A 24,452-nucleotide genomic window follows, 5' to 3' on the forward strand; every position below is an offset into this window, starting at 1 on the left:
CGCCACCTCCGCTATCGTCTTGTCCTAGAGCAAAATGCGTTCAGGCAGGAGCTGATTTTTAAATTAACTTACTGGTATCAAAAGCATTTTGCGATTCTTGGTGATCCGATCTGAAAGTAATACCAGGCCGCGTTGAGTTTGACTCGGGGCTTCCCAAATCAGCGAACCTTTGATTCGATGTGAGACTTGGATCGAGGAGGGTTTGCTATGCCTCTGGAGATTACGCGTACTGAGCATACGGCCGAAGAGCTCCGCGCGCTGAGTAGCCGCTGCTCGGACGGGGCGCAGGTCCGTCGCATTTTGGCGATAGCGCTGGTTCTTGAGGGGCGCGGGCGGATGGAGGCGGCCAGCCTCAACGGCATGGATCGGCAGACCTTGCGCGATTGGGTGCACCGCTACAATGACGGTGGCCTGGAAGCTCTGAAGTCGCGCCGCAATCCTGGCCGTGCCCCCGCCTTGACCCCGCTGCAGAAGGCGGAACTGCTCGATCTGGTGCTGGCGGGGCCCGATCCGGACATCCACGGTGTGGTTCGTTGGCGCTGCGTCGACCTTCAAGCGGAGGTGGAGCGGCGGTTCTCGGTCAAGGTGCATGAGAACACGATCGCCCGCTGGCTACATGAACTGGGCCTGACGCGCCTGCAACCGCGGCCCTATCATCCCAAGAAAGACCCTGAGGCCGAGGAGGCATTTAAAAAAACTTCACCGATCTGGTCAAAGCCGCACTCCCCCAAACCGCACAGGCTCGGCCGCTAGAAATCTGGTTTCGCTACGCGTCCTTCGGATCAGGACGAAGCCCGGGTCGGCCAGAAGGGCGGGCATGCCTATGTCTGGGCGCCCATCGGCTCGCGGCCTCCGATGATCCGCGACAACCGCCATACCAACGCCTACATCTTCGGCGCCATCTGCCCCGATCGTGCCGTCGGCGCCGCCCTCCTCATGCCCTATGCCAATGCCGACGCCATGAACCGGCACCTTGAGGTCATCAGCGCCGAGATCGCCCCGGGTGCTCATGCCATCCTGATCTGCGATGGCGCCGGCTGGCATCAGCAAGGCGGCAGGCTGGTCATCCCAGAAAACATCACTTTGATACCCCTGCCGCCTTATTGTCCCGAACTCAATCCCATGGAGAATGTCTGGGCCTATCTGCGCCAGAACAAGCTTTGTGCCACCGTCTGGAATACCTACAACCAGATCCTCGACGCTTGCCAGAGTGCCTGGCTCTTCCTCATCAACGATCCACGTCGAATCCGGTCAATCGGGACAAGACAATGGGCACAGGTCAATATTTAAGTTGCCTGGTATTATTCGATCCGCGCTCTATTACAGCCTTGGCCAAAGATATTTGGGGAGAGAACGGAACGAAGCTTGTGGCTCAATGGTCCAGCAAGCTGTTTGAATATACTTGGCTTGAAACTGCGGCTGGCCGTTATTCCGGGTTCGTAGCACTCGCAAATGCCTCCCTGCGCCAGACCGCCGATGCGCTGGCACTCCCCTTGGGCGATGCTCAGAGACAAACGCTCACTGAGCAATATCGCAAGCTCGATGTCTGGCCGGACGTGGGGCCAGCGCTGGAGCGGCTGCGTTCGGCGGGTTTTCGCTTGGCTCTCCTTTCTAACCTCAGCGATGATTATCTCTTGGCGAACATGTCCCGCAACGGCCTGAACGGCCTGCTAGCACCACCATTGAGCACTGACCGCGTGCGGCGGTTCAAGCCTGCGACCGAGGCTTATGGCATGGGAGAAGCCGCCTTCGGCGCCCAACGTTCGGAGATCGGGTTCGCCGCGTTCGCCGGCTGGGACGCCGTTGGGGCACGGTGGTTCGGCTACCCAACCTGCTGGGTCAACCGCGCGGGACAGCAGGCCGAAACGTTGGGGGGCGATATTCCACTCGCGACCAGAGATATGACGTGTGTCATTCAGTTGGCGAGCCTTTGAATCGTTAAAGCTCCGGCCTAAACGAATGGCTTGATCATTCGGGGCCTTCATCAACAGGTTGCGGGCCCCCTTTTGCGGGAGGTCCAGGAGTATGGCGGCAGGTCGGGGAAGAAAGGTATTCCCTGCAAATCAATGATTTAGCTTCGTGGGTCACATTGCTATGCGGCAATTATGAATGAACGCACGAATCCTCCTTGGTTGGTGTAACGAAAACTCTACACGAGGCGTAGAGCCAGTGGGTGCCAGGTCCACGCGCTGTGCACTCCGATATCAACGAGGAAGGAACACCCAATGTCAGGTTTCAACAAGCCTACGTCGGCTTTGGTGCTCGCCGGTGCTGTTGCTACTGCTGTGGCGATACTATCGACAGCGGCCAGCGCCGGTCCGGTGGCCAACGACGGTACGAAAGAAAAATGCTTTGGTATTTCGCTTAAGGGCCAGAATGACTGCGCCGCTGGCAATCATTCCTGCGCAGGTACATCGACAATTGACTATGATGGCCAGTCATTCAAGCTCGTCCCAAAAGGCAGTTGTGTGACCATGAAGACACCGACCGGCATGGGTTCTCTGGAGCCTGTTAAGAGCTGAGTTTGCCAACCGGGTTCGCTCTATCCCTCTTCCGGATTTCGGAAGAGGGGTCTCTGATAGTTGCCTACCAAACCCTTTGATTGAATGGCGTTGTCACTTTAACACCCCGGTGACGGATGTCCTTGTCGTGTGGCTGGAATGAGCATGCCGCCGGTCACAAGTGCCATCGTTTTTCCGCCCGCCCCGACTTGCGATGAGACAGCCCTCAGAAGATCCCTTGATGATCTCTGAGCTCTCGTCTTGATAAGATCCAAATTGGTTATCCCGGATCTTCCCCGGTGTCATCGGAGGGGTCTTCGGCGTTTCGACGATCAACAACTGCTTGCAGCTTCTCGAAATCCGAAGGCGACATCGTCAGGCCCTCGACCTTGTCGCTGTCATGACACGCTACCGGTTCCAGCCTTTCTTCGCAATCACTGGAACCGCACCGGTCTGGACTTACGCATGGAGTTGTCCCTATTGTCCGTCATGGCCCGTCGGAAAGGGAATGCGGGAATGAGGCGTATCTTCGCCGCCGCGTTGGCGGCCATGGTGGCGGGGCCGGTGTCGGCCCAGGAACGGCCGGATGGATATAGTGTGTTCTCATGCACGCATCTTCCTGCGATGACCGTCACCCAGGAAATGGTTGCTGTCTATGGCGAGCGAGGGGACAAACTGGTCATCGCCTCGGATCTCGAGACGTTCCTGGCGCTGGTCTCGCTGGATAGTGTCGCCAGGCTCAGGAAGGATGGGCAGGCCTACGAGAAGGTCCTTCCTGCTCAAGACGGCGGCGGAAAACGTCGAGCGCTGCAATATTATCTTGGAAAAGACGAGACGAACGGAACGCAATATCTGAAGGTGACGAGTTCCGTGGATGCCGTGAAAGTCATGGACTGCACACCAATCCAGAAGTAAATCATCGCCCTTTCGAAGTTCGCTTGCCCGCATCCGCTCTGTTGGCCGCCACGCTTATCTTCCATGGCGCCGGCGCAGGTGCAGCCAATATCGGGTGTGGAACCGGGAATAGCTGCGCTCCGTTTCGGTGACGTGCGCCTTGGTGATCGCGTGGAATTCCGGCAGACGATGGAAGGGAACGCCCGGATAGGCGTGGTGTTCGGCGTGGAAAGGCATATTCCAGGCGATCTTGCGCACCAGCCAATTGCTCAGCGTGGTCCGGCTGTTCTCGAGCATGTTGGCGACGTAGGGGCAGCGGCCGTGTTCGGCGAGAAGATAGAGGCGCAGGAAGGGTTGTCCCAGCACGATCGGGAAAAGCCAGATGTAGAGAAGCAGGGGTGAGCCAAAATAGATCGAGCTCCCCGCTGCGGTCGCATAGCCGACAAGCATCAGCCTGGCTTCCTTGCGCACCTTCGCCTGCCCCTTGGCCGGAACGAAGGTGTCGCGGCAACGCCCCGCGGCATTGATGCATACTTGTCGGATCTCGCCCCACCAGGTCGGGATGCCGGAGACGTGCACCATGTATTCCCACATCGTCTCCGGCTTTGGCGACTGCAGCTCCGGGTCGTTGGCCGGATCCTGCGTGAATCGATGGTGCGCGAAGTGAAAATAGCGGAACCAGGAGGGTGGCACCAGGATAAGGAAGCCCGCGGTGGCGGCAGCAACCCGGTTGAGCCAGGGCGTGTCGAAAGCCGTTTCGTGGACGGTTTCGTGAAGCATCGTGAACAGGAAAATGACAAGGATGCCTTGTGGCAGCATCAGCAGCGGCCAGAAGGGAATCTTCAGCGCGATCAGGACTCCGAGAACGCCGATCGCTCCCCCATGGAGAGCGAGCTGCGCCAGGCCTGCCCGATCTGATTTCTCCAGCAGCCGCCCGCGCTGCTCGGCAGCCAGCGACGCGATGATGTCGCGGTGATCCATCGGCGTGAATCCATTCAAGTTGATGGCCTCATTTGTTTATTGATGAGATTTCCTTATTCAAAACGAGAAGTTCTGATGATAAGATAAGTTGAGCTTATCTAATCGAGTTCGCATCATCACGCCCTCCTTGCGCAGTCTCCAGGCCTTCGAAAGCGCGGCACGCACCGGCAGTTTCGTGGCTGCGGCTGGCGAACTGCATGTGTCGCCCGCGGCGATCAGCCAGCTTATTCGCGTGCTGGAAGACCAGATCGGGCGAAAGCTTTTTCATCGGATCAATCGACGTATCGTGCTGACGGAGGGAGCCAGGGAGATTCTCCCTCGTCTCCTGACCGCCTTCGAGACATTGCATGATGTCTCGATGGACTTGGCGAGCGCCGGACGCCGTCCGCGCCTCATCGTGTCCGTTCCGCCCTCCATGGCCAACGGATGGCTGCCATCGCATGTGGGCGAATTCATCGAGCAGCACGGCCCCGTGGATATCGCCTTGCGCGGCGAGGAGGACCCGGTGCCCTTCGAGCGAGACGCGATCGACATTCGCCTGTCATACGGACGTTTCCATCATTCGGGACGCGACACGGTGGATATCGGCACTGACGCCGTCTATCCGGTGTGCTCGCCCCGCGTACTCATCGGAACGCGCTCGCCGATCGAACCTGCCGATATGCTGGCAATGCCTTTGATCCACACCGAATGGGGACCGACGGCCGCGACATTTCCCGCCTGGCACAGCTGGTTCAAATCGCACGACGTCGAGATGGGCAGAGAGGTTCAGTTCGAACTCTCGGCAAACTCGTCACGGACCGCTCTTGAGCTTGCTGTCAGCGGTCTCGGCGTAGCTCTCGGGCAAGGCCTCTATGTTGCGGATCTGATCGAGGCCGGCCAGCTCGTCCTTGCCTGCCCGCATCCGCTGGTACTGAGCCAGCCCTATTGCATCACGACGACACCTCGAAGCGATCACCGGCCGATTGTCGTGGCATTTCGGCATTGGTTGGTTGCAAAGTGCCAAGATGCGATCCGATCCTCGGCCCTTGCCAGCACCAATGCGAGACCGATCAACGGCGGCTGAGTTTAGCGATGCCATGATCGTCGCGGATGCTGGCGAAGCCCTGGTCGTCTTCGATCTGCCCGGCCAAACTGCACGGCTACGGCTACAGTTTACTTAACTCGCACGCACCCGCCGCGGCGACGAGCTCAGCGTGCACGGCCCCGTCGCCTTGTTCGAGTCGATGACGGAAGCCGCGCGCAAAGGCCTTTCGCTGCAACGCTACAAGGGCCTGGGCGAGATGAACCCCGACCAGCTGTGGGAAACCACGCTCGACTGCAATGTCCGCTCCCTGCTCAAGATGCAGGTGAAGAAAGTGGTCGAGGCCAAGGACATCTTCACCAAGCTGATGGGCGACATCGTCGAGCCGAGGCGCGAGTTCATCCAGGACAATGCGCTGACGGCGAATCTGGACGTGTGAGGGTAGGAGGTCTCGTGTGGCTTTGGGCCACCGAGCTCGAGGAGTTGCGCCAAGGCTCGTTGTCACCAATCCATATCAATTTCGTACTTCCATATTCGCCCTATCCGACTGCTGGTATCGGGAGAATATGTTTTACTAAACGGATATATTATGCTAGCCGCGCGCCCCTCGCATTCTCTGATGTAGAATAGCGCGAATCCCAGCGCTTGTGGTTTAGTCGACAGTGGCGAGAGATACAGATTTGTTAGAGGTTTCTTTCCCTCTTCGCGCGCTACCAGTTCACTAAGTACTGTTGCGGTCACAAAAGGATCGCTCGCTGGGGCAAATACTCGGTGGACAACGTCGCCGAGAGCGTCTGACGCCTGGTGGCTTCTAAGCACGTTTTGCTGGTACATGTCAGCTTGCAGTGACGGTAAGCCAAAAATAAGAGCCTTTCGCGCGCGCTCTTTGTCCTCGGCAACTTCAGCCGTAAGTCCATCCTCATACCCCGCGGCAACGATCAAAAGATCGTTGTCATAGACACTATTACTGAAGCCCTCATAGCTGGCGACTTGCCTAACTTCACTAACTAACTCGCTTGCGAACTGGGTACGGTCCAAGCTGGTATAATGCCCGGGCTCGGCGTACAAGATATCGAATCTGGTCACACCGCGCATCTTCAGTAGCCGAATGAGAAACAGCAGGTGTGGTCGCATGAACCCAGTAACGTCAATGCACAAACGCTGTCCGCTCAGCGGCCCACATCTGGTGGACAGAAAAGCTATGAAATCGATTATAAACTCGTCTTCCCTCTCGGAAAGACTGCGAAAGCTGCTCTCAGGAATATCTGCCTCTGAGAGTTGATACTCGTGATGTATTATCCAGACCTTATGAGTAGCCATAACTGCCGAATGAACGGCTTTTACACGCTCGGACAGATTAAACGCGGAGACGAATATATCCCAAACTTGAGAGCCAAGATCGGGCACGTTCAAAGGGGTCTTATAGAAAAGCGTATAATCAAACATCGAACAGTCCGATTTGGTCATCGCCGGGACTGCTAACGCGCCGAAACGGCGCAGTCACCTTTTGTCTCCATTCTTGTAAAAGTGCCTGGTAAGCTTCCACCTGCCGCACGTCGAAGACGGAGTTAAAGTCATCCGGTGAAAAGGTCACAACACCCCTTCTCGCAATAGGCAGCTCCCAGCGCGGCGCCAGCATTGGGCTGATTTGGAATTTTGCAGTGATGTCCTCTGAATTCCTCTCCTTCTGGCCACCTGAAATGCGATGAATAAAGGCTCGTGCCTCCGCCAAACCTAGAACTCTCCGAGCTTCCTCGCTGATCTCGCGTTCCGAAACACTGAAGCTCGAAACAGAAATCTCAACCGGCTTATCTCCAAAGCGATTTATCCGAAAGATGTTTGCTAATCGCTCTACGGCCCCCTGAATAGCAATACCATCCGGCCCTGCCTTTCGCATGTTGTTGAAATACCAATCGGAGGCATCAACAATGCCCTTATGTTGCGACTTGAGGCTTATGACTCCACCAGTGAACGGGCGCTCATCTGCAAAGCGTGCCCATTCGAATACGGATCGAAGTATAGTTAGCAGAGCCCTCGGAATTCCGGAGGACATACCGATAAAGTTACTTAACCCACCGTAATACTGAGGCCGTCGACTCTCTTTGAGTAATTGAGCACTCAAATCTCCGGAATAGTGACCAAGCGCCTGCTTATACTTCTCAGCGGCGTCACCACGCTCGTACGCCTCCATCTGATAAGCAATATCTTCGGCTACCGAAAGTAGATTATCGGAGCCCCTAGCCCAATTCTGCATGAAAATCAGTATGTTCAGCTTCTCCAAAAGCGGGCGATCTGCGTTACTGAGTAAATCGATGGCCTTTTCTACGTTAAAAGTCTTAAAGCTTCTTCTGATTTGCTGAGAGAATCGGCGAAAATGCTCCCTCTCCGTTGAAACAGGCGACATAATCGTGTTCCAGTCACTGCTTCGCGCGCCAATCTCGAAGGTTTCAAAATGCCGGTCTAGATCCTGACTCGTGGCAAAACCGAGCTGGCTCAAACGTTTCGAAATGAGTGTCCTGCAGAAATCCCCATACTGCCGGTCTAGCTCGCGCAGCTCCACGTCAAGCTGGATCTCGGAGAATTCTGAATCCTTTATATTGTCCTCTCCCCCGCTGTTGGTTTGATATGTTCTGATACCGTACGTTCGCGCCCCAATCCGGAAAGTGCTCGGAGGCTCGCGCTCGCGGTAGATGGTATTAACGTGGATCTGTTGCTCCCGGGTAAGATTCTCAAACTCGTCAATAGCGTATACAAAAAGTATATCCTTCATAAAAAGAACGTTCTCTGAAACTATTCTAGGGATCCCAAATATTAAATTTCCCGGGGTAACAATTATATCCGGCGTTAATATACCCGTAATTAAGCAATTATTAATCTGATAGTCGAGATCTTTCTGTGTTGAGAACAGAAACGCAGATAGCTCCGAAAGGTCTCTTAATCCCTGCTTCGGAGTTTTATCGAGAAGACCGACAATCGCAGACGTGATTTCCTCGATTAAGGAAATAGGTTGTCCCGCTAAAACTTCTGCCAAAAGGCGTATTGCGTGTTGGGCGAGCCAAAGCTCAAAGTAAAAGGCAAAGAGTTGACTCCAAATCTCGTCATCCTGACGCTTTCCAGAGAACCTATTCGACTGTAGACCGCTACATCGGACATATAGGCCCAGATAACCGTCGTCCCTGAGACCATCCTCAGCGCGCTTCCCCGCCGCCTGAAAGCGAATTTTCTGCAGTTCAAAAGACTGGTGCCGCATCAGATGGGTCTTGCCACTGCCCTTTGCGCCCAAAATGTACGTGGGCATTGGCGAAGTGGGATGATCGACCTCGGGCTTTATTCGATCATCTTCGATTGCCATCTCAACCCAAAGCTGTTCAATCTGGTCGTTATTAAGATCAACGGCCTTAGTTATTCCAAATGGGTTACGCGTGCGAATTGCCTTCATGCGGATCCCTTCAGACTTTGTTATATCGTTTAAACATTGGTCGCCAGGGATCATCGGCCCAAAATATGGGAAGAGTATTGTCTGGGGTATTGTGATTGAAGCCCATCAGAAGCTGCCCATCCTTGTATCCGAGCGGATGCAACGGGCAAAGCATCTTTCCGTATTTCTCACAGGTAGCACGCACCTTGAGGCGGTCGAATTCCGCAACACTAGTACCAAAGATGCGTGAGTTGGGATCCAGTGATTTAAAACTATCGTCCAGTACGTAAATGGCAGCAACGGTATCATATCTGTTTAGGTTTTTTATAAACTCTAATCCCGTTCTCGTCGCAAAAAGGACCAAATAGTCGATGCGAACATCATGCTTCAGTGCGCGAAGCGGGTTCACTATATCCCTGGAATATAGTTCTGCCTGAGTCCCGGAACCGCATATGTCGTCAATGAAAACATAATTTTGAATTGCTGCATTTCTGATCTTCAGTGTAACTCCACCGGATGTCGCGTCTCTAGCGAATATTTCATGGGTATTTATGAATTGGGCGCTGGAAAGCAAATTCTCTTGCCGAAAGTAATATAGTAAATGAACGCCGCTTTCCGAGGGATTGCCGACGCCTAGGAATCTTGTATTACGAAGATGGTCTTGATAGCCGGCAGCTAGGAATGCAAGATCTTTTGTTCCACCATTCGATTTTCTGATCTGATGGATAGCTGGCGTCCTGAAAAGATCTCGATAGAGGGATTTGAGTAACTCTCGAATTTCTTGTTGCCCAAAATAGATAAAATTGGTCAGAAGAAATAGAGCCTGGAGCTGCTCGTCGTCTTCAATAAGAGATGCTTCCGTAAATTGTGCAAGCCACTGCCGTACGTCAGGCTCCAAAACCTTGCCATACCAAGCAGACTCGGTCAGCTGCTTTACCTTTCGCAGCAAGCGATCAAAAACTTCCTCCCGCGACACTGTTTTTCTCTCACTCTTTCTGAAAAACCATCACATGTTCTCGCTCTATCGTACTGGCAGTCCTATTTCGTTTTGTCATAAGACCCCGTGAGCGAATATCGTCAACAAGTTCAAGGGTTAGGCTCAAGCCTTTTTTTAGAAATATCTCTTTCAACAGCGCGCTGGTGGGAAAGGCGCGCCCACAGATCATATTATCTCCAACAACAAGCACTAGCTTCCCGCTATTAGCAAGCCGTCGGGTAATCGCGTCTGCTGCGACAGTCATTTCTTGAAGGTATACATCCGCTATATGAGCCCTTAGGGGGTTGATTGATTGGATGGTGTTAATGAAATCGTTGGCGAGATCCTGAACATACTCGCCGCTAGCGTATTCTGACTTTGAAAAATGCTCTCGCCCAATGTTTTGACGTTCAAGATCTCGAAGGTTGTTCTCGGGGGCTAATCCAAGCCACCCGATACTGAGGGATGACGCTCGCACATACTTCTGCGCACCAGCGTAAGGCGGGGAGGTGATGATAACGTCAGCTTGGCTTTGGTGATCTTCAAGCCGACGAGCATCTTCCTCAATTTCACAGCCGCAGCTCTGCTCCGGAAGCTTTCCGAGCCTTGCGATATTCTGACGCGCAGTCTTTTCAAACAGCAACTTTACATCTGGGAGGTTTCCTAGGTGAGAATTCAAAGCGTCCCCCTTTAACCTTACCGGAACTGACAATCGAGGGTCGCTTGTACTCAGACGTTTAACACAGCTCGAAAAGCAAGCTTCCATAAACGTCAAGATATTGCCTTCGCACGTTCTCCGAATCGAATCTAAGAGGGCGGATAAATCGCTAATAACATGCGGTATGAACCATAACTCCTGCTTCACAACGGGCGAAAACCCCGATGTTTTAGCTGGATTGATCTCTCTGAGGACGATTTGTAGCGATCGCATTAGATCAACTTCTGGGATGAATCGTGTCTTGGCTCGCGCAATGAGGCGAGCAAGCGGGTTTGCATCAGCCCCGGCGGCGCGGTGACCGGAGAGCATCGCCTCAACCAACACAGTTCCCGAACCGCAGAACGGGTCAAAGACGCGACTGTTTGGTGATGTGACCTGGCGTGCATTTAGAAAGAATAGCGGTATGTTGAGGAGCAGCTTTGCGGGATAGGGGTGGAACAAATGGGTCGCACGATCTACCCCAGATCCCAGCGGGACTAACTCGCGGAAGTTTACCTCAACCGGTGCTTTGAGTCGCTGCCATTGGCTCTCAAGCCAACCGTATTTGTTCTCAAAATTCCAATCAGTCAGGTCTCGGAATGGACGACCGGCTTTGACCACCGAGGTTGGACCGTAGGTTAGACACGTATCCATCAGTTGGGCTAAACCTTTTGCCCCAAATCACTCATCAGTTCGGACCACTCTCGTTGAGATAACCCACTTTTAGCTTGATTGACGATTTGTCCCGCTAACATCAATTTGACGACTTCTAAAGCTGAAGCGGAGAGGGTGACTGCGCCCAGTTTGTATTCTTGGAAGGCCTCAAAAGTCAGGGGTACCCATTCCTTGGTTACATGGAGGAGCTTCTCTGCATAGGCTCGAATTTCGTACTGAGCATGCTGATCAGCTCGAAGCCGTAGGAAATTTAGTAGGTTGTGAAGATTTGTCTTCCAATACCATTGCGTGTAGAAATTTAGGCTCAAGTTCATCCGAGCCAGTTCTCGAGCCAAGCCTGTGCGCGTCGAGTCCATGATTTCTCCTTGCTCGTTTTGGTTAAGAAGCCTCCTGTAGTTTAGATAACTTCTCTCGGCATCCTCCCTCAGCAAAGTGAGGATCCAGTCTGGGTTATCCACCGTGTGATCATCGCGACCTTGTTTATTTGAGGCCGATTGAGCAGCTAGATCCCTAACATCCGGTATGTAAAACTCCTTGTCTAAAACGGAATAACGCGCAGAGTATTCATTTACACTGGCAGTTCTGTGTCTTATCCATTGGCGGGCGACAAAAATCGGTAATTTGACATGGAGCTTAATCTCGGCCATCTCGAAAGGTGTCGTGTGAGAATGGCGCATGAGGTAACGAATTAGCCCTCGATCCTCGTTAACCTGCTTAGTCCCTCTACCATAAGAAACCCGGGCTGCCTGGACGACAGCGGCATCATCACCCATATAGTCAACCACCCGGATAAAGCCGTGATCCAGTACAGGAATAGGCCTATGAATGATTTCCTCGAGCCCAGCAGATACGGGTCGAAGCGTTTCCTGCGAGGTACCTCTTAGGTCGCCGTTTTGGTCCCTGCTCACTTTTTTCTGCCTATCCCGTGGGCTAATTTTTAACCCCTAGCGACTTCTTGCGATCGCATCAATGGCAGATCAGGAGCGGGTCAGTCATGTAGGCCTCAAAGGGCCATGTGTGCCGGGGAAGATCTGAGTAGCTGCTCGAATTACGCGACCTTGCAAACATTATTGCGGCGACAGTTTACTTTATTCGCACACCGTCGAGTTTCAAAATGGAAGTGTTTCCCAGCAGTTGGCGTACAGGCCAATGAGGCCACGCGCATCCTCGCAGATGCCTCCAGTTCCTTCCCGCTCACTACCGCGCAGCCGGCGCGCCAGACTTAATGTATGCAGAAGACATAACAAGAACCGATCTTGACAAGAGCCTCCCCTTATGTCCTACTCACGCCCGGTATGAAGCACATGCGGTTCGATCCGAGGCCCGATCGCACCGCCGCTTCCGCCCGCCCCGTTGATCCCGGTTTTCGCCGGCGGCTCGCCAGCCGCATCGCTCTTCCTGCTTGGCTCGTCATGGCTGCAAGCCAGGATGAGGTAGGGGAGCGGGGGATCAGGCAGGCCGGCTCGCCGTCTTCGGGCGGCGGGGGGTTCTCGCCTTCGGCAGTGCCGGAGGTTCGATCCGGTCCGTTTGGCCTGCTTGACGGGGCTTGATGAGGAACCTGTTGGATCGGCGGCCCGTGGAGCCGCCATCAGGGCGTTTCACGCCCTGGGGATCCAAGAGCGACGAGGAAGGGCTTTCCGGTCCGGCCTGCAAGGCCGGTCCGCAGGCCCGTCTGGAACCCTGCCGGCGTGCCGGCAGCGGCGGCGGTGACAGCGAGGACAGGGCTGTCGGCGCCGGCGAGCGGAGCGAGAGATCGCTCCCTGCGCTCCTATCCTCGTGCCGGTTCCGTGGGCGAGACGATGGAAAAGGCCGCTGGCTTGCCTGGCTCGCAAGCAATCACGGCTGATATCGTCTGACCGGCATGGCTTGGAGGGGAGGGGCCGCGCCCTCCTGTCCTCGGCATGCCTTCCATCTGGCGGCTTGGACGCATGGCGACGACGGGGCCGGAAGGCCACGCCGTCGCCGAGGCTCCCAGGCGATGGAAACGCCCCGGCCTTGCCGCGCTGCTGTCGGCGCGCGGGCCAGGGGTGAAGGAAGGGGCGACGGCAGCCGCATCGACAGGCAGCCAGCACTCCACGAACAGAATTCGCGGCCGCATTTGCGGCCGCCGTCGCCCCGATCTTCTTCATGCTCCGGCCCATCCAGGGCGCGGAAACGCGAAGCTGTGGCCTCGGGCGAAGGCGCCAGGGCGATACCATGTCGGATGGAGTTGACTTCGAACGACAAAGCGCGGACACTGAAAATATAACGTTTCATATTGCAGGGGCTGGATTCTGAAGAACAAGATGCGCGGAAAGCCGACCATGAATGAGGTGGCACGGGAGGCGAAGGTTTCGCTCGGCACGGTGTCCAAGGTTCTGAACGGCGATGCAACCGTCGCGGCCGAGCGGCGGGAGCGTGTTCTCGCCGCATGCGACAGGCTCAACTACCAGCGCAATCAGATCGCAGCAAGCTTGAGAAGGCGCCACACCCATACAATCGGCATCATCATTCCCGATATTCTCAACACATTCTATGCAGCTTTGGTCGAAAAGCTGGAAAACCTGGCTTCCGCGGCCGGGTATACCGTGATCATCGTCACGACGGGCGAAGACCCGCAGCGTACGCAGGCACGCATTGGCGTCCTCAAGCAGCGGCAGGTCGATGGCATGATCGTCATCCCGTCGCTGGACAGCTCGGGCCTGCTCGCAACGGCCGTCGGAGACGACATGCCCTGCGTGATCATCGATCGCATTGCGGCCAACGACCCCTACCCGAGCGTGGCGACCGATAATGTCGACGCGGCCTATCAGGGAACGAGGCATCTCCTGTCCCTCGGCCACCGGCACATCGCCCTTGCCGTCAATACACCACGCCTGTGGAACACCCAGGAGCGCATCATCGGCTTCGAACAGGCGATGCGCGAGGCGCAGGCCAAGGCCGATCTTCGCATCGTGGGCATGACTGTCGAAGAGGCCCAGCTCTCGATCAGCAGTCTTTTTCGGGAGCCCGATCGGCCCACGGCTCTGTTTACGGCCAACAATCTTGTGACGCTCGGGGCGGTCCGCGCGCAGATCGACAGCGGACTCAAGATTCCGGACGAGATCTCGCTGCTGGCGTTTGACGATTTCGAATGGCTCAAGCTCCTGCAGCCTGCGATCAGCGCCATCCAGCAGCCGGTCGACCAGATCGCCGTGGAAGCCTGGCGCCTGATGTTTCATCAACTCAGCAAGCGAAGCATTGCGGCCCCTCATATTCGCGCAGCCGCGCAGTTGATCATCCGAGGCTCGACCGTGGGCTATGTGGGGGCCGGGCGGAAAGTGGTGGCGCTGTGAGCGAGTTCGCTGGCAAAGGGGCGGTCATTACTGGTGGCGGCAGGGGCATAGGGCTGGCCTGTGCGCGGCTGATTGCGCAGCGCGGCGGGGCCGTGGTGCTGTTGGGGAATGATCGGGAAACACTCCAGGGCGCCGAGACCACGTTGCGGGACGAAGGCTTCACGGCAACCGCCATCATCGCGGATGTCAGCCGCGAGGCGGACATTGCCCAGGCGATGGAGCAATCGGCAAAGGTCCTGGGCTCCCTCGATATCCTGGTCAACAACGCGGCCATCCAGCCTTACGGCACCGTGGCGTCCATGGGATCGGCACAGTGGGACGGCGTCATCAATGTCAATCTGCGCGGGACTTATCTGGCGTGTCACCACGCCTTGCCGCACATGCTCAGGGCTGGACGAGGGTCGATCGTCAACATCGCCTCGGTGCAGGCGCTCGCCAATCAGGCGCGTGTGGCTGCCTATGCGACCTCCAAGGGTGGCATGCTGGCGCTGACCCGCTCCCTTGCCGTGGATTTCGGTTCCTTCGGCATCAGGGCGAACGCCGTCTGCCCGGGCTGCATCGACGCGCCGATGACGCGTTTCTCCGCCGCAGAAACCGCCCCGGGCCGCGAGGAGGAGATTATCAGGCAGTGGGGCAAGGCGCAGCCTTTGGGCCGGGTGGGGCGTCCCGAGGAAGTTGCCGAGGTGGTCGCCTTCCTTGCCGGCGATCGCGCAAGTTTCTGCACCGGCGCGGAATTCAAGGTGGATGGAGGACTGATGGCCAGCCTCGGCGTCGCCCTGCCGGACTAGCCCATGAAAAATCGTGCGGGCCGATATAACGTTTCATAAAAGAAAAATGCCTGGTGGAGGGAGATGACCGAGATGATCAAGTGCCGCGATAGGGTTGGCCGGCGGAGCATCCGCCCATGACGGCGATAAACGCTGCACCGGCGCCGTCACGCCTGTGGCCATCACGGCAAGTGCTGGTTTCGATGGCCTTCCTGATCGCCATCCTGATCGCGCTCGGCTTTCTCGCCCCCAATTTCTTTCGATACAACAACATCATGAATGTGCTCCTGCAGGCTTCCCTGCTGGGCCTGCTGGCCACCGGCATGACCGTGGTGATGATCGTTGGCGGTATCGATCTCTCGCTGCCGGCGAACACGGCGATCAGCGCGGTTCTCGGTGCGCTCGCCATGAAGGCCACCGGCAACTGGGCCCTCGGCGCCCTGATCATGGTCGGGACCGGCGCCCTGATCGGCAGCATCAACGGCCTGGCTGTCGCCCGCCTCAAGATGATCCCCTTCGTCGTCACCCTGGCCATGATGACGGTGATCTCGGGGACATCGGTCTGGATCACGAACTCGCTCAGCATTTCCCAATTGCCGGAGACGTTCGTCGACCTCTTTGCCGCCAGACCCTTCTTCAGGGTGCCGATAACGGTGCTGGTGGTGGCCGTCCTGGCCGTGATCGTCAGCATCCTGATGCGCTCCTCCATTATCGGGCGCTGGGCCTATGCGGTCGGCATCAACGATCGCGCCGCGCGCGTGGCCCGGGTCCCGATCGAGCGCGTCGTGCTCGCGAGCTATGTCTTCTCGGGGCTGATGGCCGGCATCACCGCGATCCTGCTGACCGCCAGGCTTGGATCGGCTTCGGCCAACATGGGCAATGACGGCGTGGTGCTCGACGTCGTTTCAGCCTGCGTCGTCGGTGGCGTGAGCATTTATGGCGGATCGGGCCGGATCCTTGGCGCCCTGCTCGGCGCCTTGCTGATCACCGTCCTGTCGAACGCGATGAACCTGATCGGCGTGTCCTTCTATCTGAGCCTGGTCATCAAGGGCGTGGTGATCATTGCCTTTGTCGCCGCGGACCGGCGCAAGGAGGCTCGACAATGAGCCAGGCACAGACACCGGGCCAGGCACAGACGCCGCTTCGGATGACGGACATCTCGAAAGCCTATGCCGGGATCCCGGCGCTCAGGAGCGCCCACCTCGAAGCCCGCGCCGGCGAGGCCCTGGCCGTCATGGGTGCGAATGGTGCCGGCAAATCGACATTGATGAACATTCTCGGCGGGGTGACGTCCAGCGACAGCGGCCAGATCGTGATCGACGGCGTCGAAATTTCCCTGCGGTCGCCGCGGGATGCGACAAAGCATGGCATCGCCTTCGTTCATCAGGAACTGACGATGTTTCCCACCATGACCGTGGCGGAAAACATCTTCATCGACAGCCTGCCATCCCAAGCTTTCCTGACCGACACCAAGGACATGATCCGCCAATCCCAGGCCCTGCTCACCCGGTTGGGCTGCACGATTTCGCCGGCGGCCAGGGTCGAACGCCTCAGCATCGGCGACAGGCAATTGGTCGAAATCGCGCGGGCGCTTCGTCACAACGCCAGAATCATCATTTTTGACGAGCCAACCTCCTCCCTGACCGGCCCCGAGCGTCAGCGCCTCTTCGAGGTTGTCAGGAGCCTGAAGGCGGCGGGTGTGGTGATCATCTACATCACGCATTTCCTCGACGAGATCTTCTCGATCTGCGAACGCGTCACCGTGATGCGAAACGGCGAGACGGTGTGGGCCTCGCCGATTTCCGACGTGGACCCTGCCAAGGTGGTGCACCTCATGCTCGGGGTGACCGAGAACGGGGCCGGATCCGCCCACCGATCGCGTCGGCTGGAGCGCCTCTCCTGGCCGTCGATGGCTTGAGCCGGCGCGGTGTGCTGGACGACATCAGCTTCGAGATTTGCGCCGGTGAGATTGTCGGCCTGTGGGGACTGCTCGGCTCGGGGCGCACCGAGCTGCTGCGCGCCCTGATCGGACTGGACCCGAAGGATGCCGGCGCAATACGCTGGAACAACGGAAGCGGCCTGACGCCCATCACGCCGGAGCAGCTCCACGCTCATGTCGGCATCGTCACGGAAGATCGCCGCGGCGAGGGTATCCAGCTTCCCCTTTCCGTTGCCGAAAATATCGCGCTGCCGAACCTGAGATCCCTGCTCAACAAGTGGCGGCTCGTCGATCAGCCCCGCCAGAACCTCCTGGCCGACAGCATGATCCAGCGGCTCAAGATCAAGGTGTCGGGCCGCCAGCAAGCCGTCGGCACCCTGAGCGGCGGCAACCAGCAGAAGGTCGTGTTCGGCCGCTGGCTCGCGACCAGCCCTCGCCTGTTCCTGCTGGATGAACCGACGCGCGGCCTCGATGTCAGCGCCAAGACCGAGATCATGAAGCTTGTCGTCGAGCTGGCGGAACAGGGATGCAGCGTCCTGCTGGTGTCCTCCGAGCTCGAGGAACTGATGCGGGTCTGCGACCGCTATCTGATCATCAGCCGGGGGCGGCTGATCGGCCATCTGCCGGGCTCCGCGGATACGCAAGCGCTGATGCAATCGATCGCCAAGGTGAGTGATCCAACGGAGGCGGTGTCATGAGGATCAAGATCGGCGACCTCCTGAGCCAGCACGGCTTCCTGATCGTCCTTGCCGCGACCTTCCTGTTCTTTTCGGTCGCCACCGAGCACTTCTTTCAGGCCGACAATATCCTGAACATCGTGCACACCATGTCGCCCCTGGCGATTACGGCCTGCGGGCTGGCCCTGGTGGTGATATCCGGCCGCCTCGATATCTCGATAGGCTCGACGGCCTTCCTCTCCTGCGCGGTCGGGGCCCTCTTGATGCAGCAGAGCGGCCTGGCTCCTCCCCTCGCCGCCTTTGTGGTGATCTGCTGCGGTGCCCTGCTGGGTGCCATCAACGGCACCATCATCGTCGCGCTCGGCGTCAATTCGCTGATCGCGACCCTCGGCACCATGATCGTCTATCGGGGCCTCGCGCTCGCACTGACGGATGCCCTGCTGGTGCAATTGCCTGAGCCCATTCGCGTTCTGGGCAATGCCAGGCTGGGGCCGATCCCCACGGATATCCTCATCATGCTGGTCCTCGTCGCGCTCGTGCATCTGCTGCACGCCAGGACGGCTTTCGGACGCCAGCTTGTGGCCATGGGCAACGACATCGCGATTGCGCGAAAGGTCGGGCTCCCCGTCGATCGCACGGGCTTCCTCAGTTTTGTCCTGGCCGGCGCCTTGGCAGCGGTCGGCGGCATTCTGACGACCGTTCAAAACGGCGCCGTCAGCCCCTGGCTCGGCAGCGGGCTGGAATTCACGGCGCTGGCGGTCGTCGTCGTCGGTGGCATCAGCCTCCTCGGCGGACGAGGCACGATATTGTTCGGAATTATCCCCGGTGCGTTCATCTTCGAGATGATCCGCAACGGGCTCACCAATCTCGGTGCCGATCCCTACTCCTACCGGCTTGTCGGCGGTGCCGAGATCTTCGCAGCAATGTATGCGGATGCACTAAAAAGTGGCCGGCTTTCCATGAAGCGGGACGCGAAGACCTAAAATCGGAGACGGATTGCCAGTAAGCCCGACAGGCCCGGAGTCAACCAAGAGGAAGCACCAATGAAACGTTATATTCTCGGCGCCTGCCTGGCCATCGGCCTTGGCGGCATGGTTCCGGCCCATTCGGAGCCGTTGAAAGTGGGCTTTGCGCTCGACACCAAGGAATCCTCGCTGGAAACCGCGTGGGAGTATTTCCTGAAATCCGAAGGTGAGAAGCAGGGCAAGGAGGCGGGTTACGAGTTCCAGTGGACGATCAACGTCGCCAATGCGGATCCGGCCCGCCAGGCCGCCAACATCGACGATCTCATCACATCCGGCGTCGATGTCATCATCGCCAGGGCCTTCGATTCCGGCGCGATCGGAACGTCGATAAAGGCCGCCAACGATGCGGGCATCCCGTTCGTGACCTTCGATCGCGGCTCCACCAGCGGCAAGCCTACGGCGCACGTGGGTGGCGACAGCTATGACGAGGCCAAGACAACGGGCGAGGCCTTTGCCGACATCCTCAAAAAGGCCGGCGTGCACGGCAAATGCATCGAGCTCCAGGGCATGCTCACCGATATCAATGCCGTCAACCGGAGCAAGGCCTGGAACGAAGTCGCCAAGGAAACCGGCCAATTCGAGACCATCGTCCAGGTCCCAACCGAATGGAATCCTGAATTGTTTCTGTCCGGATTGACCAACGCCCTGACGGCAAAGCCTGAAGCCAATTGCGTCTTCGCAGCCAGCGACTTCGCCTTCCCCTCCATCCAGGCCGCCCTCGAAAAAGCTGGCCGCTGGGCTCCAACGGGACAGCCCAAGCATATGTGGCTGGCGACTAACGATCTTCTTTCGGCGGCCATCAAGCCGATGGAGGATGGCTACATCGACGTGGCGACGACCTGGGACGCCTATCTGCAGGCAAAGGAAGCCGTTCGTGTCATTATCGCGATCAAGAAGAAGGAAGACCCCAAATGCGGGCCTGACGGCTGCCTTGCGAAGGGCCGTGTCGTAACGCCGGCGACGATCAAGGACACGCAGAATCTGTGGTCTCGCGATTTCAAATAGTACCGGGCCCCAAGCCGGCGTCGACGAGGCCGCCACCACGCGCTCGTCGACGCCGGCGGCCGCGAAGGCCCCCTATTCGTCTCCGAGGCCTCGCGAGAATGCGAACAACACCGCATCGAGGTGGTTTTTCATCGCCTCGCGGGCACCCTCTTCGTCCCGGCCCGCTATCGCATCGAAAATTCGATGATGCTCCTGCATTGTCTTCGTCGGCCGGTCGGGGCCGGCGAACAGCTCCTCGAACTTGTTGAACAGAGGCCGGGAAAGATTGTCCCACAGCGAGGCAACCACGAAGGCATAGGCGGCATTGCCACCGGCCTTGGCGATCTCGACATGAAAGTTGCGATCGCCATTGCGGTAGTGCGGTGCCCTCACCGATTCCGCACCGGCCTGCAGCTCCATCGCTTCCCGCATCCGCTGGAGATTGGCCTCGGTCCGGTTTGCCGCGGCAAGCCCGGCTGTCTTGAGTTCGACGTGAAGACGGGCCTCCATCAGCTGGATCGGGCCAATATCCCACTCTTCCATCCCGGCGGCGAGGTCCGCGGGATCCGGCTGTGGCATCGCTTCCAGGACCTGCACGCCATGGCCAACCCGGATCGAGACCTTGCCGCTGACCTCAAGGGCGATCAGGGCCTCGCGCACCGAAGTCCTGCTGACCCCAAGCTGCTGTGCCAGCTCGCGCTCGGCCGGCAGGAGGGTCCCGATTGGGAAAAGGCCCTGATCGATCCTGTCGCTGATCAGATCGGCGATCTGGCGATAGAGGCGGACCGGCTCGAGCTGAGGCAAGCGAGCCTCCGCGGCCTTCTCGGGAAACGCCAGACGGGATTGGGGCAATCTTTTCATGGTGCCTTCGGGGGTGGGCTTGCGCATCGACCGCCGGATCATGTCGGCGCCGACCGGGCCAACATATCGATGTTGACGTCGTTTGCAAAGCGGCCTATTAGTCCAAATGTCCAGTGGCTGGACCAATAAACAAGATGGATCCTGGACTGGGATGCCGACAGCATCTTGGGACCAAAGGAACCGATCTATCGAAATCATCTAGCGAGTGGAACGCAGTGCAAATTGTCGTCGGGCAATCATTCATAAGTATGCGATCGCTATTGCTTTGCGTATTGCTGGGTGCGATCGCCGTTGTTCTGGTCTTGTTTGCGCCGAATTTCTTCAAGATCCAAAACGGCATCAACATCATCGTCCAGGCCTCAACGTTGGGCATCCTCGCCATCGGCATGGCCTTCGTGATGATCGGTGGCGGTATCGACCTTTCGATGCCGGCCAACATGGCACTGGCGGCCGTCCTCGGCGCGATGTATATGGCGGCTGGATTCAATCCCCTGGTCGGCACCCTGGTGATGATCGTTTCGGGGATCGCGATCGGCCTGCTCAATGGCTTTGCCGTCGCCTATCTGCGCATGATTCCCTTCGTGGTGACGCTGGCCATGCTCACCGTGGTCACCGGCGTGACCATCTGGGTGACCAATTCGGTGAGTGTCGCCGTCAATTCCGACGCTTTCTACAGTGTGTTCCTGGCGAGCCTCTATCGGATCCCCGTCTCGGTCGCCGTGCTCATCGTGTGCGGCACCATCGCGACCGCGATCATGTCAGCCACGGTCTATGGTCGATGGCTCTATGCGGTCGGGATCAACCGGGAAGCCGCCCGCGTGGCGCGGGTGCCGATCCAGGTCGTCATGGGCGCCAGCTACGCCTTTGCCGGCCTGATGGCTGGGCTGACCGCCGTGCTCCTGACCGCCCGCCTCGGCTCGGCCTCCGCCGCGATGGGCAGCGACGGCGTGGTTCTCGACACCATCAGCGCCTGCGTCGTCGGCGGCATCAGCATCTATGGCGGCGTCGGGCGCCCGCTCGGGGCGATCATCGGGGCGATCCTGATCACGCTGATCAGCAATGCCCTGAACATGCTCGGCGTTTCCTACTATTTCAGCCTGATGATCAAGGGCGCGGTGATCGTCCTCTTCATCTTCGCCGACAACTACGCCAAGGCGAGGTGAGGATATGGCTGCTGATCTCGTTCTCGACGGCATCACCAAGGCCTATCCCGGCGTGCAGGCCCTGAGCGGCGTGCATCTGGAGGCCTATCGCGGGCAAGCCTTGGCCCTGATGGGAGCCAACGGGGCCGGCAAGAGCACCTTGATGAATGTGCTCGGCGGCATCGCCCGGATGGACGCCGGCACCATCTCGATCGACGGCGCATCGATCGAGATCGGCTCGCCACGCGACGCCAAGGCCCACGGCATCGCCTTTGTCCAGCAGGAACTGAACGTCGTGCCGTCCATGACGGTGGCCGAGAATATCCTGATCTCCGATTTCCCGACCAGGGCCGGATTGATCGACGGCAAGGCCATGCGCCGCCACACGGCGGCCCTCCTGGAGCGGCTCAACTGCCCCTTTAGCGTCGATGAGACGGTCGAAAACCTCAGCATGGGCGATCGGCAGATGGTCGAAATCGCCGGCGCCCTGGCGCGTGAGCCAAAGATCCTCATTTTCGACGAGCCGACTTCGTCGCTGACGAACCGTGAAAAGCGCAAGCTCTTCGAGGTAATCCTCTCGCTCAAACAGCAAGGCGTGGTGATCATCTATGTGACGCATTTTCTCGATGAGATTTTCGAGATTTGCGAGCGCGTCACCGTGCTTCGCAACGGCGCGACGGTCGGCACCAGGATGATGGGCGAGGTCACGCCGCTCGAGATCGTCCATATGATGCTGGGGCAGAACCATTCGCAGGAGCGCCTGTCCGAGCCGCGCTCCGGTGGCAACAAACCCCTGCTGACGGTATCCGGCCTCAATCGCCAGGGGGTGCTGGCGGATGTGAACCTTGAAATTCGCGAGGGCGAGATCGTCGGTCTGTGGGGCCTTCTGGGCTCCGGGCGCACCGAGCTTGTTCGCGCCCTCACGGGGCTCGATCCGATCGACGCCGGTGACTTGCGTTTCGATGCAGGCGGCGGGCTCAGGACCGTCACGCCCCAGCAACTCCATCGCCAGGTTGGGCTTGTGACCGAGGATCGCCGCGGTGAGGGGCTGCTCCTGCCCCAATCGGTGCGTCAGAACCTGTCGCTCGCCAGCCTGGGCACCCTGCTCAACAGCTTTCTCATGATCGATCGCCGTCGCGAGCAGGCATTGGCCCGAGACTTGATCGAGCGGCTAGGCATCAAGGTGTCCAACCCCGCCCAGCGCGTCGGCACCTTGAGCGGCGGCAACCAGCAGAAGGTGGTCTTCGGCCGCTGGCTGGCGACCAGGCCCCGGCTCTTCATCCTCGACGAGCCGACGCGCGGGCTCGACGTCGGCGCCAAGAACGAGATCCTCAAGCTCGCGGTCGAGCTCGCCCGCTCCGGCGTCTCGATCCTGATGATCAGTTCGGAAATCGAAGAACTCATGCGCGTGTGCGACCGCTATCTGGTGATGTCGCGCGGACGGATCATCGAGGAACTTTCCGGCTCCAGCGCCAAGTCGCAATTGATGGATGCCGTCTCCGGGAAAGCACCGCTGGAGGCGTTGGCATCATGACGAGTATCGGCACACCAGCAAGCCCTGCGACAGGATCGGCGCGCCTGCGCCATTTTGCGCGACGCTACGGCTTTCACGTCGTCATCCTTGCCATCTTCGTGTTCTTCAGCCTGGCGACCCAGCATTTCCACGAGATCGGCAACTTGATCTCGCTCGTCCATGCGATGTCGCCTCTCATGGTCATCGCCAGCGGCCTCGCTTTGGTGGTGATCGCCGGCCAGCTCGATATCTCCGTGGGGTCGGCGGCCTTCCTGTCTTCGACCGTCGGTGCGATCCTGATGGTACGCTACGGCGTCAACCCGCTGCTGGCCTGCCTGGCCGTAGTGGCCGTGGGGGCACTGCTTGGCGCGATCAACGGCTTCATCGTGGTGATCATGGGCGTCAACCCGCTCATCGCCACGCTTGGCACCATGATCGCCTTCCGCGGCGCGGCCCTGCAACTCACCGCGGCGCGCACCATCGATCTGCCGGATGGGGTCCTGCAGGTCAACGATCTCAGCATCGCCTCGATCCCCATCGACGTTTTCCTGGCGCTGGCGATCGTCATCGCCATGCACCTCCTGCACCGCTCGACGACCTTCGGACGCCACATCACCGCCATCGGCAACGGCACGGAACTCGCCCAGCGCATCGGGCTCCCCGTTCGTCGCCTCGTCTTCCGCAACTTCGTCCTGTGCGGCCTCCTTGCCAGCGTCGGCGGACTGATGAGCACGCTGCAGATCGGTTCGGTGACCGCCTATATGGGCATCGGGCTCGAATTCAATGCGGTGGCGGCCGTCGTGGTCGGTGGCATCAGCCTGTTCGGCGGCCGCGGTTCCATCCTGCAGGGCGTGATCCTCGGTGCCCTCGCTTTCGAGATGATCCGCAACGGCCTCAACCATCTGGGCGCCAATCCCTATGCCTACAGGCTGGTCAGCGGCACCGTCATCTTCATCGCCATGTATGCGGACGCTCTCAAGCCCTCGCTCAGGAAGGCCGGCTCGATCCTGGAAAGAACCTGACTGATCAGCCCAACACAAAAGGCGTGATGACACACGCCCGCT

At 58.4% G+C, this 24,452-nt stretch carries 21 protein-coding genes and 2 pseudogenes; 16 read left to right on the top strand and 7 right to left on the bottom strand.

Going from position 1 to position 24,452, the window contains the following annotated elements:
- The first annotated feature begins 207 nt into the window (after window positions 1-207).
- From QQL24_RS13330 to QQL24_RS13345, 4 genes and pseudogenes are all read left to right on the top strand, one after another.
- A pseudogene (locus QQL24_RS13330) lies at window positions 208-1,290 on the top strand (IS630 family transposase).
- On the top strand, window positions 1,269-1,934 hold the full coding sequence (locus QQL24_RS13335) for a haloacid dehalogenase type II (RefSeq protein ID WP_284312629.1): 666 nt from the start codon (window positions 1,269-1,271) through the stop codon (window positions 1,932-1,934). Before QQL24_RS13330 ends, QQL24_RS13335 begins: the two are co-directional and overlap by 22 nt.
- A 291-nt stretch (window positions 1,935-2,225) precedes the next feature.
- Window positions 2,226-2,522 carry a BufA1 family periplasmic bufferin-type metallophore gene (locus QQL24_RS13340; protein ID WP_284312631.1) on the top strand — a complete coding sequence of 99 codons (297 nt, stop codon included), beginning with the start codon at window positions 2,226-2,228 and terminating at the stop codon, window positions 2,520-2,522.
- A 495-nt stretch (window positions 2,523-3,017) separates the two neighbouring features.
- A complete protein-coding gene (locus QQL24_RS13345) occupies window positions 3,018-3,416 on the top strand; it encodes a hypothetical protein (RefSeq protein WP_284312633.1) in 399 nt (132 codons plus the stop codon).
- Window positions 3,417-3,470: 54 nt separating this feature from the next.
- Here QQL24_RS13345 and QQL24_RS13350 read toward each other — a convergent pair whose 3' ends face one another.
- On the bottom strand, window positions 3,471-4,376 hold the full coding sequence (locus tag QQL24_RS13350; protein WP_284312635.1) for a fatty acid desaturase family protein: 906 nt from the start codon (window positions 4,374-4,376) through the stop codon (window positions 3,471-3,473).
- Between the two features lie 88 nt (window positions 4,377-4,464).
- Between QQL24_RS13350 and QQL24_RS13355 the strand changes: the two genes are divergently transcribed.
- Both QQL24_RS13355 and QQL24_RS13360 read left to right on the top strand, forming a co-directional pair.
- On the top strand, window positions 4,465-5,442 hold the full coding sequence (locus tag QQL24_RS13355; protein ID WP_284312636.1) for a LysR substrate-binding domain-containing protein: 978 nt from the start codon (window positions 4,465-4,467) through the stop codon (window positions 5,440-5,442).
- Between the two features lie 109 nt (window positions 5,443-5,551).
- Window positions 5,552-5,839, top strand: a pseudogene (locus QQL24_RS13360) (DNA gyrase subunit B); the annotation flags it as partial.
- A 62-nt stretch (window positions 5,840-5,901) separates the two neighbouring features.
- On the opposite strand, the gene QQL24_RS13365 reads toward QQL24_RS13360, so the two are convergent.
- The 5 genes from QQL24_RS13365 to thyX are packed head-to-tail and all read right to left on the bottom strand — an operon-like array spanning window position 5,902 to window position 12,074.
- The gene (locus QQL24_RS13365; RefSeq protein WP_284312637.1) at window positions 5,902-6,846 is read right to left on the bottom strand and encodes a hypothetical protein; all 945 of its coding nucleotides are present in this window, start codon (window positions 6,844-6,846) and stop codon (window positions 5,902-5,904) included.
- The gene (locus tag QQL24_RS13370; RefSeq protein ID WP_284312639.1) at window positions 6,839-8,839 is read right to left on the bottom strand and encodes an ORC-CDC6 family AAA ATPase; all 2,001 of its coding nucleotides are present in this window, start codon (window positions 8,837-8,839) and stop codon (window positions 6,839-6,841) included. Before QQL24_RS13370 ends, QQL24_RS13365 begins: the two co-directional genes overlap by 8 nt.
- 10 nt (window positions 8,840-8,849) lie before the next feature.
- Window positions 8,850-9,794 carry a phosphoribosyltransferase-like protein gene (locus QQL24_RS13375; protein WP_284312641.1) on the bottom strand — a complete coding sequence of 315 codons (945 nt, stop codon included), beginning with the start codon at window positions 9,792-9,794 and terminating at the stop codon, window positions 8,850-8,852.
- Window positions 9,795-9,804: 10 nt separating this feature from the next.
- Window positions 9,805-11,112 carry a TRM11 family methyltransferase gene (locus QQL24_RS13380; RefSeq protein WP_284312643.1) on the bottom strand — a complete coding sequence of 436 codons (1,308 nt, stop codon included), beginning with the start codon at window positions 11,110-11,112 and terminating at the stop codon, window positions 9,805-9,807.
- A gap of 41 nt (window positions 11,113-11,153) precedes the next feature.
- Window positions 11,154-12,074 (bottom strand): FAD-dependent thymidylate synthase, encoded by a 921-nt coding sequence (gene thyX / locus QQL24_RS13385; RefSeq protein ID WP_431310683.1) that lies wholly within the window; start codon window positions 12,072-12,074, stop codon window positions 11,154-11,156.
- Window positions 12,075-13,469: 1,395 nt separating this feature from the next.
- Here thyX and QQL24_RS13390 point away from each other — a divergent pair.
- The 7 genes from QQL24_RS13390 to QQL24_RS13420 all read left to right on the top strand — a co-directional run bounded on the left by QQL24_RS13390 (window position 13,470) and on the right by QQL24_RS13420 (window position 19,893).
- Window positions 13,470-14,480, top strand: a complete 1,011-nt coding sequence (locus tag QQL24_RS13390) for a LacI family DNA-binding transcriptional regulator (RefSeq protein WP_284312645.1) — start codon at window positions 13,470-13,472, stop codon at window positions 14,478-14,480.
- The gene (locus QQL24_RS13395) at window positions 14,477-15,268 is read left to right on the top strand and encodes an SDR family NAD(P)-dependent oxidoreductase (RefSeq protein WP_284312646.1); all 792 of its coding nucleotides are present in this window, start codon (window positions 14,477-14,479) and stop codon (window positions 15,266-15,268) included. The genes QQL24_RS13390 and QQL24_RS13395 overlap by 4 nt, the downstream gene beginning before the upstream one ends.
- Window positions 15,269-15,384: 116 nt before the next feature.
- The gene (locus QQL24_RS13400) at window positions 15,385-16,353 is read left to right on the top strand and encodes an ABC transporter permease (RefSeq protein ID WP_284312647.1); all 969 of its coding nucleotides are present in this window, start codon (window positions 15,385-15,387) and stop codon (window positions 16,351-16,353) included.
- Entirely contained in the window at window positions 16,350-17,165 is an 816-nt protein-coding gene (locus QQL24_RS13405) for an ATP-binding cassette domain-containing protein (protein WP_284312648.1), read from the top strand. The genes QQL24_RS13400 and QQL24_RS13405 overlap by 4 nt, the downstream gene beginning before the upstream one ends.
- Complete coding sequence (locus tag QQL24_RS13410; protein ID WP_284312650.1) at window positions 17,162-17,884, top strand: ATP-binding cassette domain-containing protein; 723 nt, start codon at window positions 17,162-17,164, stop codon at window positions 17,882-17,884. Before QQL24_RS13405 ends, QQL24_RS13410 begins: the two co-directional genes overlap by 4 nt.
- A complete protein-coding gene (locus QQL24_RS13415) occupies window positions 17,881-18,846 on the top strand; it encodes an ABC transporter permease (protein ID WP_284312651.1) in 966 nt (321 codons plus the stop codon). The genes QQL24_RS13410 and QQL24_RS13415 overlap by 4 nt, the downstream gene beginning before the upstream one ends.
- A 60-nt stretch (window positions 18,847-18,906) precedes the next feature.
- On the top strand, window positions 18,907-19,893 hold the full coding sequence (locus tag QQL24_RS13420) for a sugar ABC transporter substrate-binding protein (protein ID WP_284312652.1): 987 nt from the start codon (window positions 18,907-18,909) through the stop codon (window positions 19,891-19,893).
- A 72-nt stretch (window positions 19,894-19,965) separates the two neighbouring features.
- Here the strand turns inward: QQL24_RS13420 and QQL24_RS13425 are convergent, their stop codons facing one another.
- Window positions 19,966-20,676 (bottom strand): FadR/GntR family transcriptional regulator, encoded by a 711-nt coding sequence (locus QQL24_RS13425; RefSeq protein ID WP_284312654.1) that lies wholly within the window; start codon window positions 20,674-20,676, stop codon window positions 19,966-19,968.
- A gap of 305 nt (window positions 20,677-20,981) precedes the next feature.
- On the opposite strand from QQL24_RS13425, the gene QQL24_RS13430 reads away from it, so the two are divergent.
- The 3 genes from QQL24_RS13430 to QQL24_RS13440 are packed head-to-tail and all read left to right on the top strand — an operon-like array spanning window position 20,982 to window position 24,410.
- Entirely contained in the window at window positions 20,982-21,896 is a 915-nt protein-coding gene (locus tag QQL24_RS13430; RefSeq protein WP_284312656.1) for an ABC transporter permease, read from the top strand.
- A gap of 4 nt (window positions 21,897-21,900) precedes the next feature.
- Window positions 21,901-23,409 carry a sugar ABC transporter ATP-binding protein gene (locus tag QQL24_RS13435; protein ID WP_284312657.1) on the top strand — a complete coding sequence of 503 codons (1,509 nt, stop codon included), beginning with the start codon at window positions 21,901-21,903 and terminating at the stop codon, window positions 23,407-23,409.
- Entirely contained in the window at window positions 23,406-24,410 is a 1,005-nt protein-coding gene (locus QQL24_RS13440) for an ABC transporter permease (protein ID WP_284312658.1), read from the top strand. Before QQL24_RS13435 ends, QQL24_RS13440 begins: the two co-directional genes overlap by 4 nt.
- The last annotated feature ends 42 nt before the right edge of the window (window positions 24,411-24,452 follow it).

Source organism: Labrys miyagiensis (assembly GCF_030160835.1).
Taxonomy (GTDB): Bacteria; Pseudomonadota; Alphaproteobacteria; order Rhizobiales; family Labraceae; genus Labrys; species Labrys miyagiensis.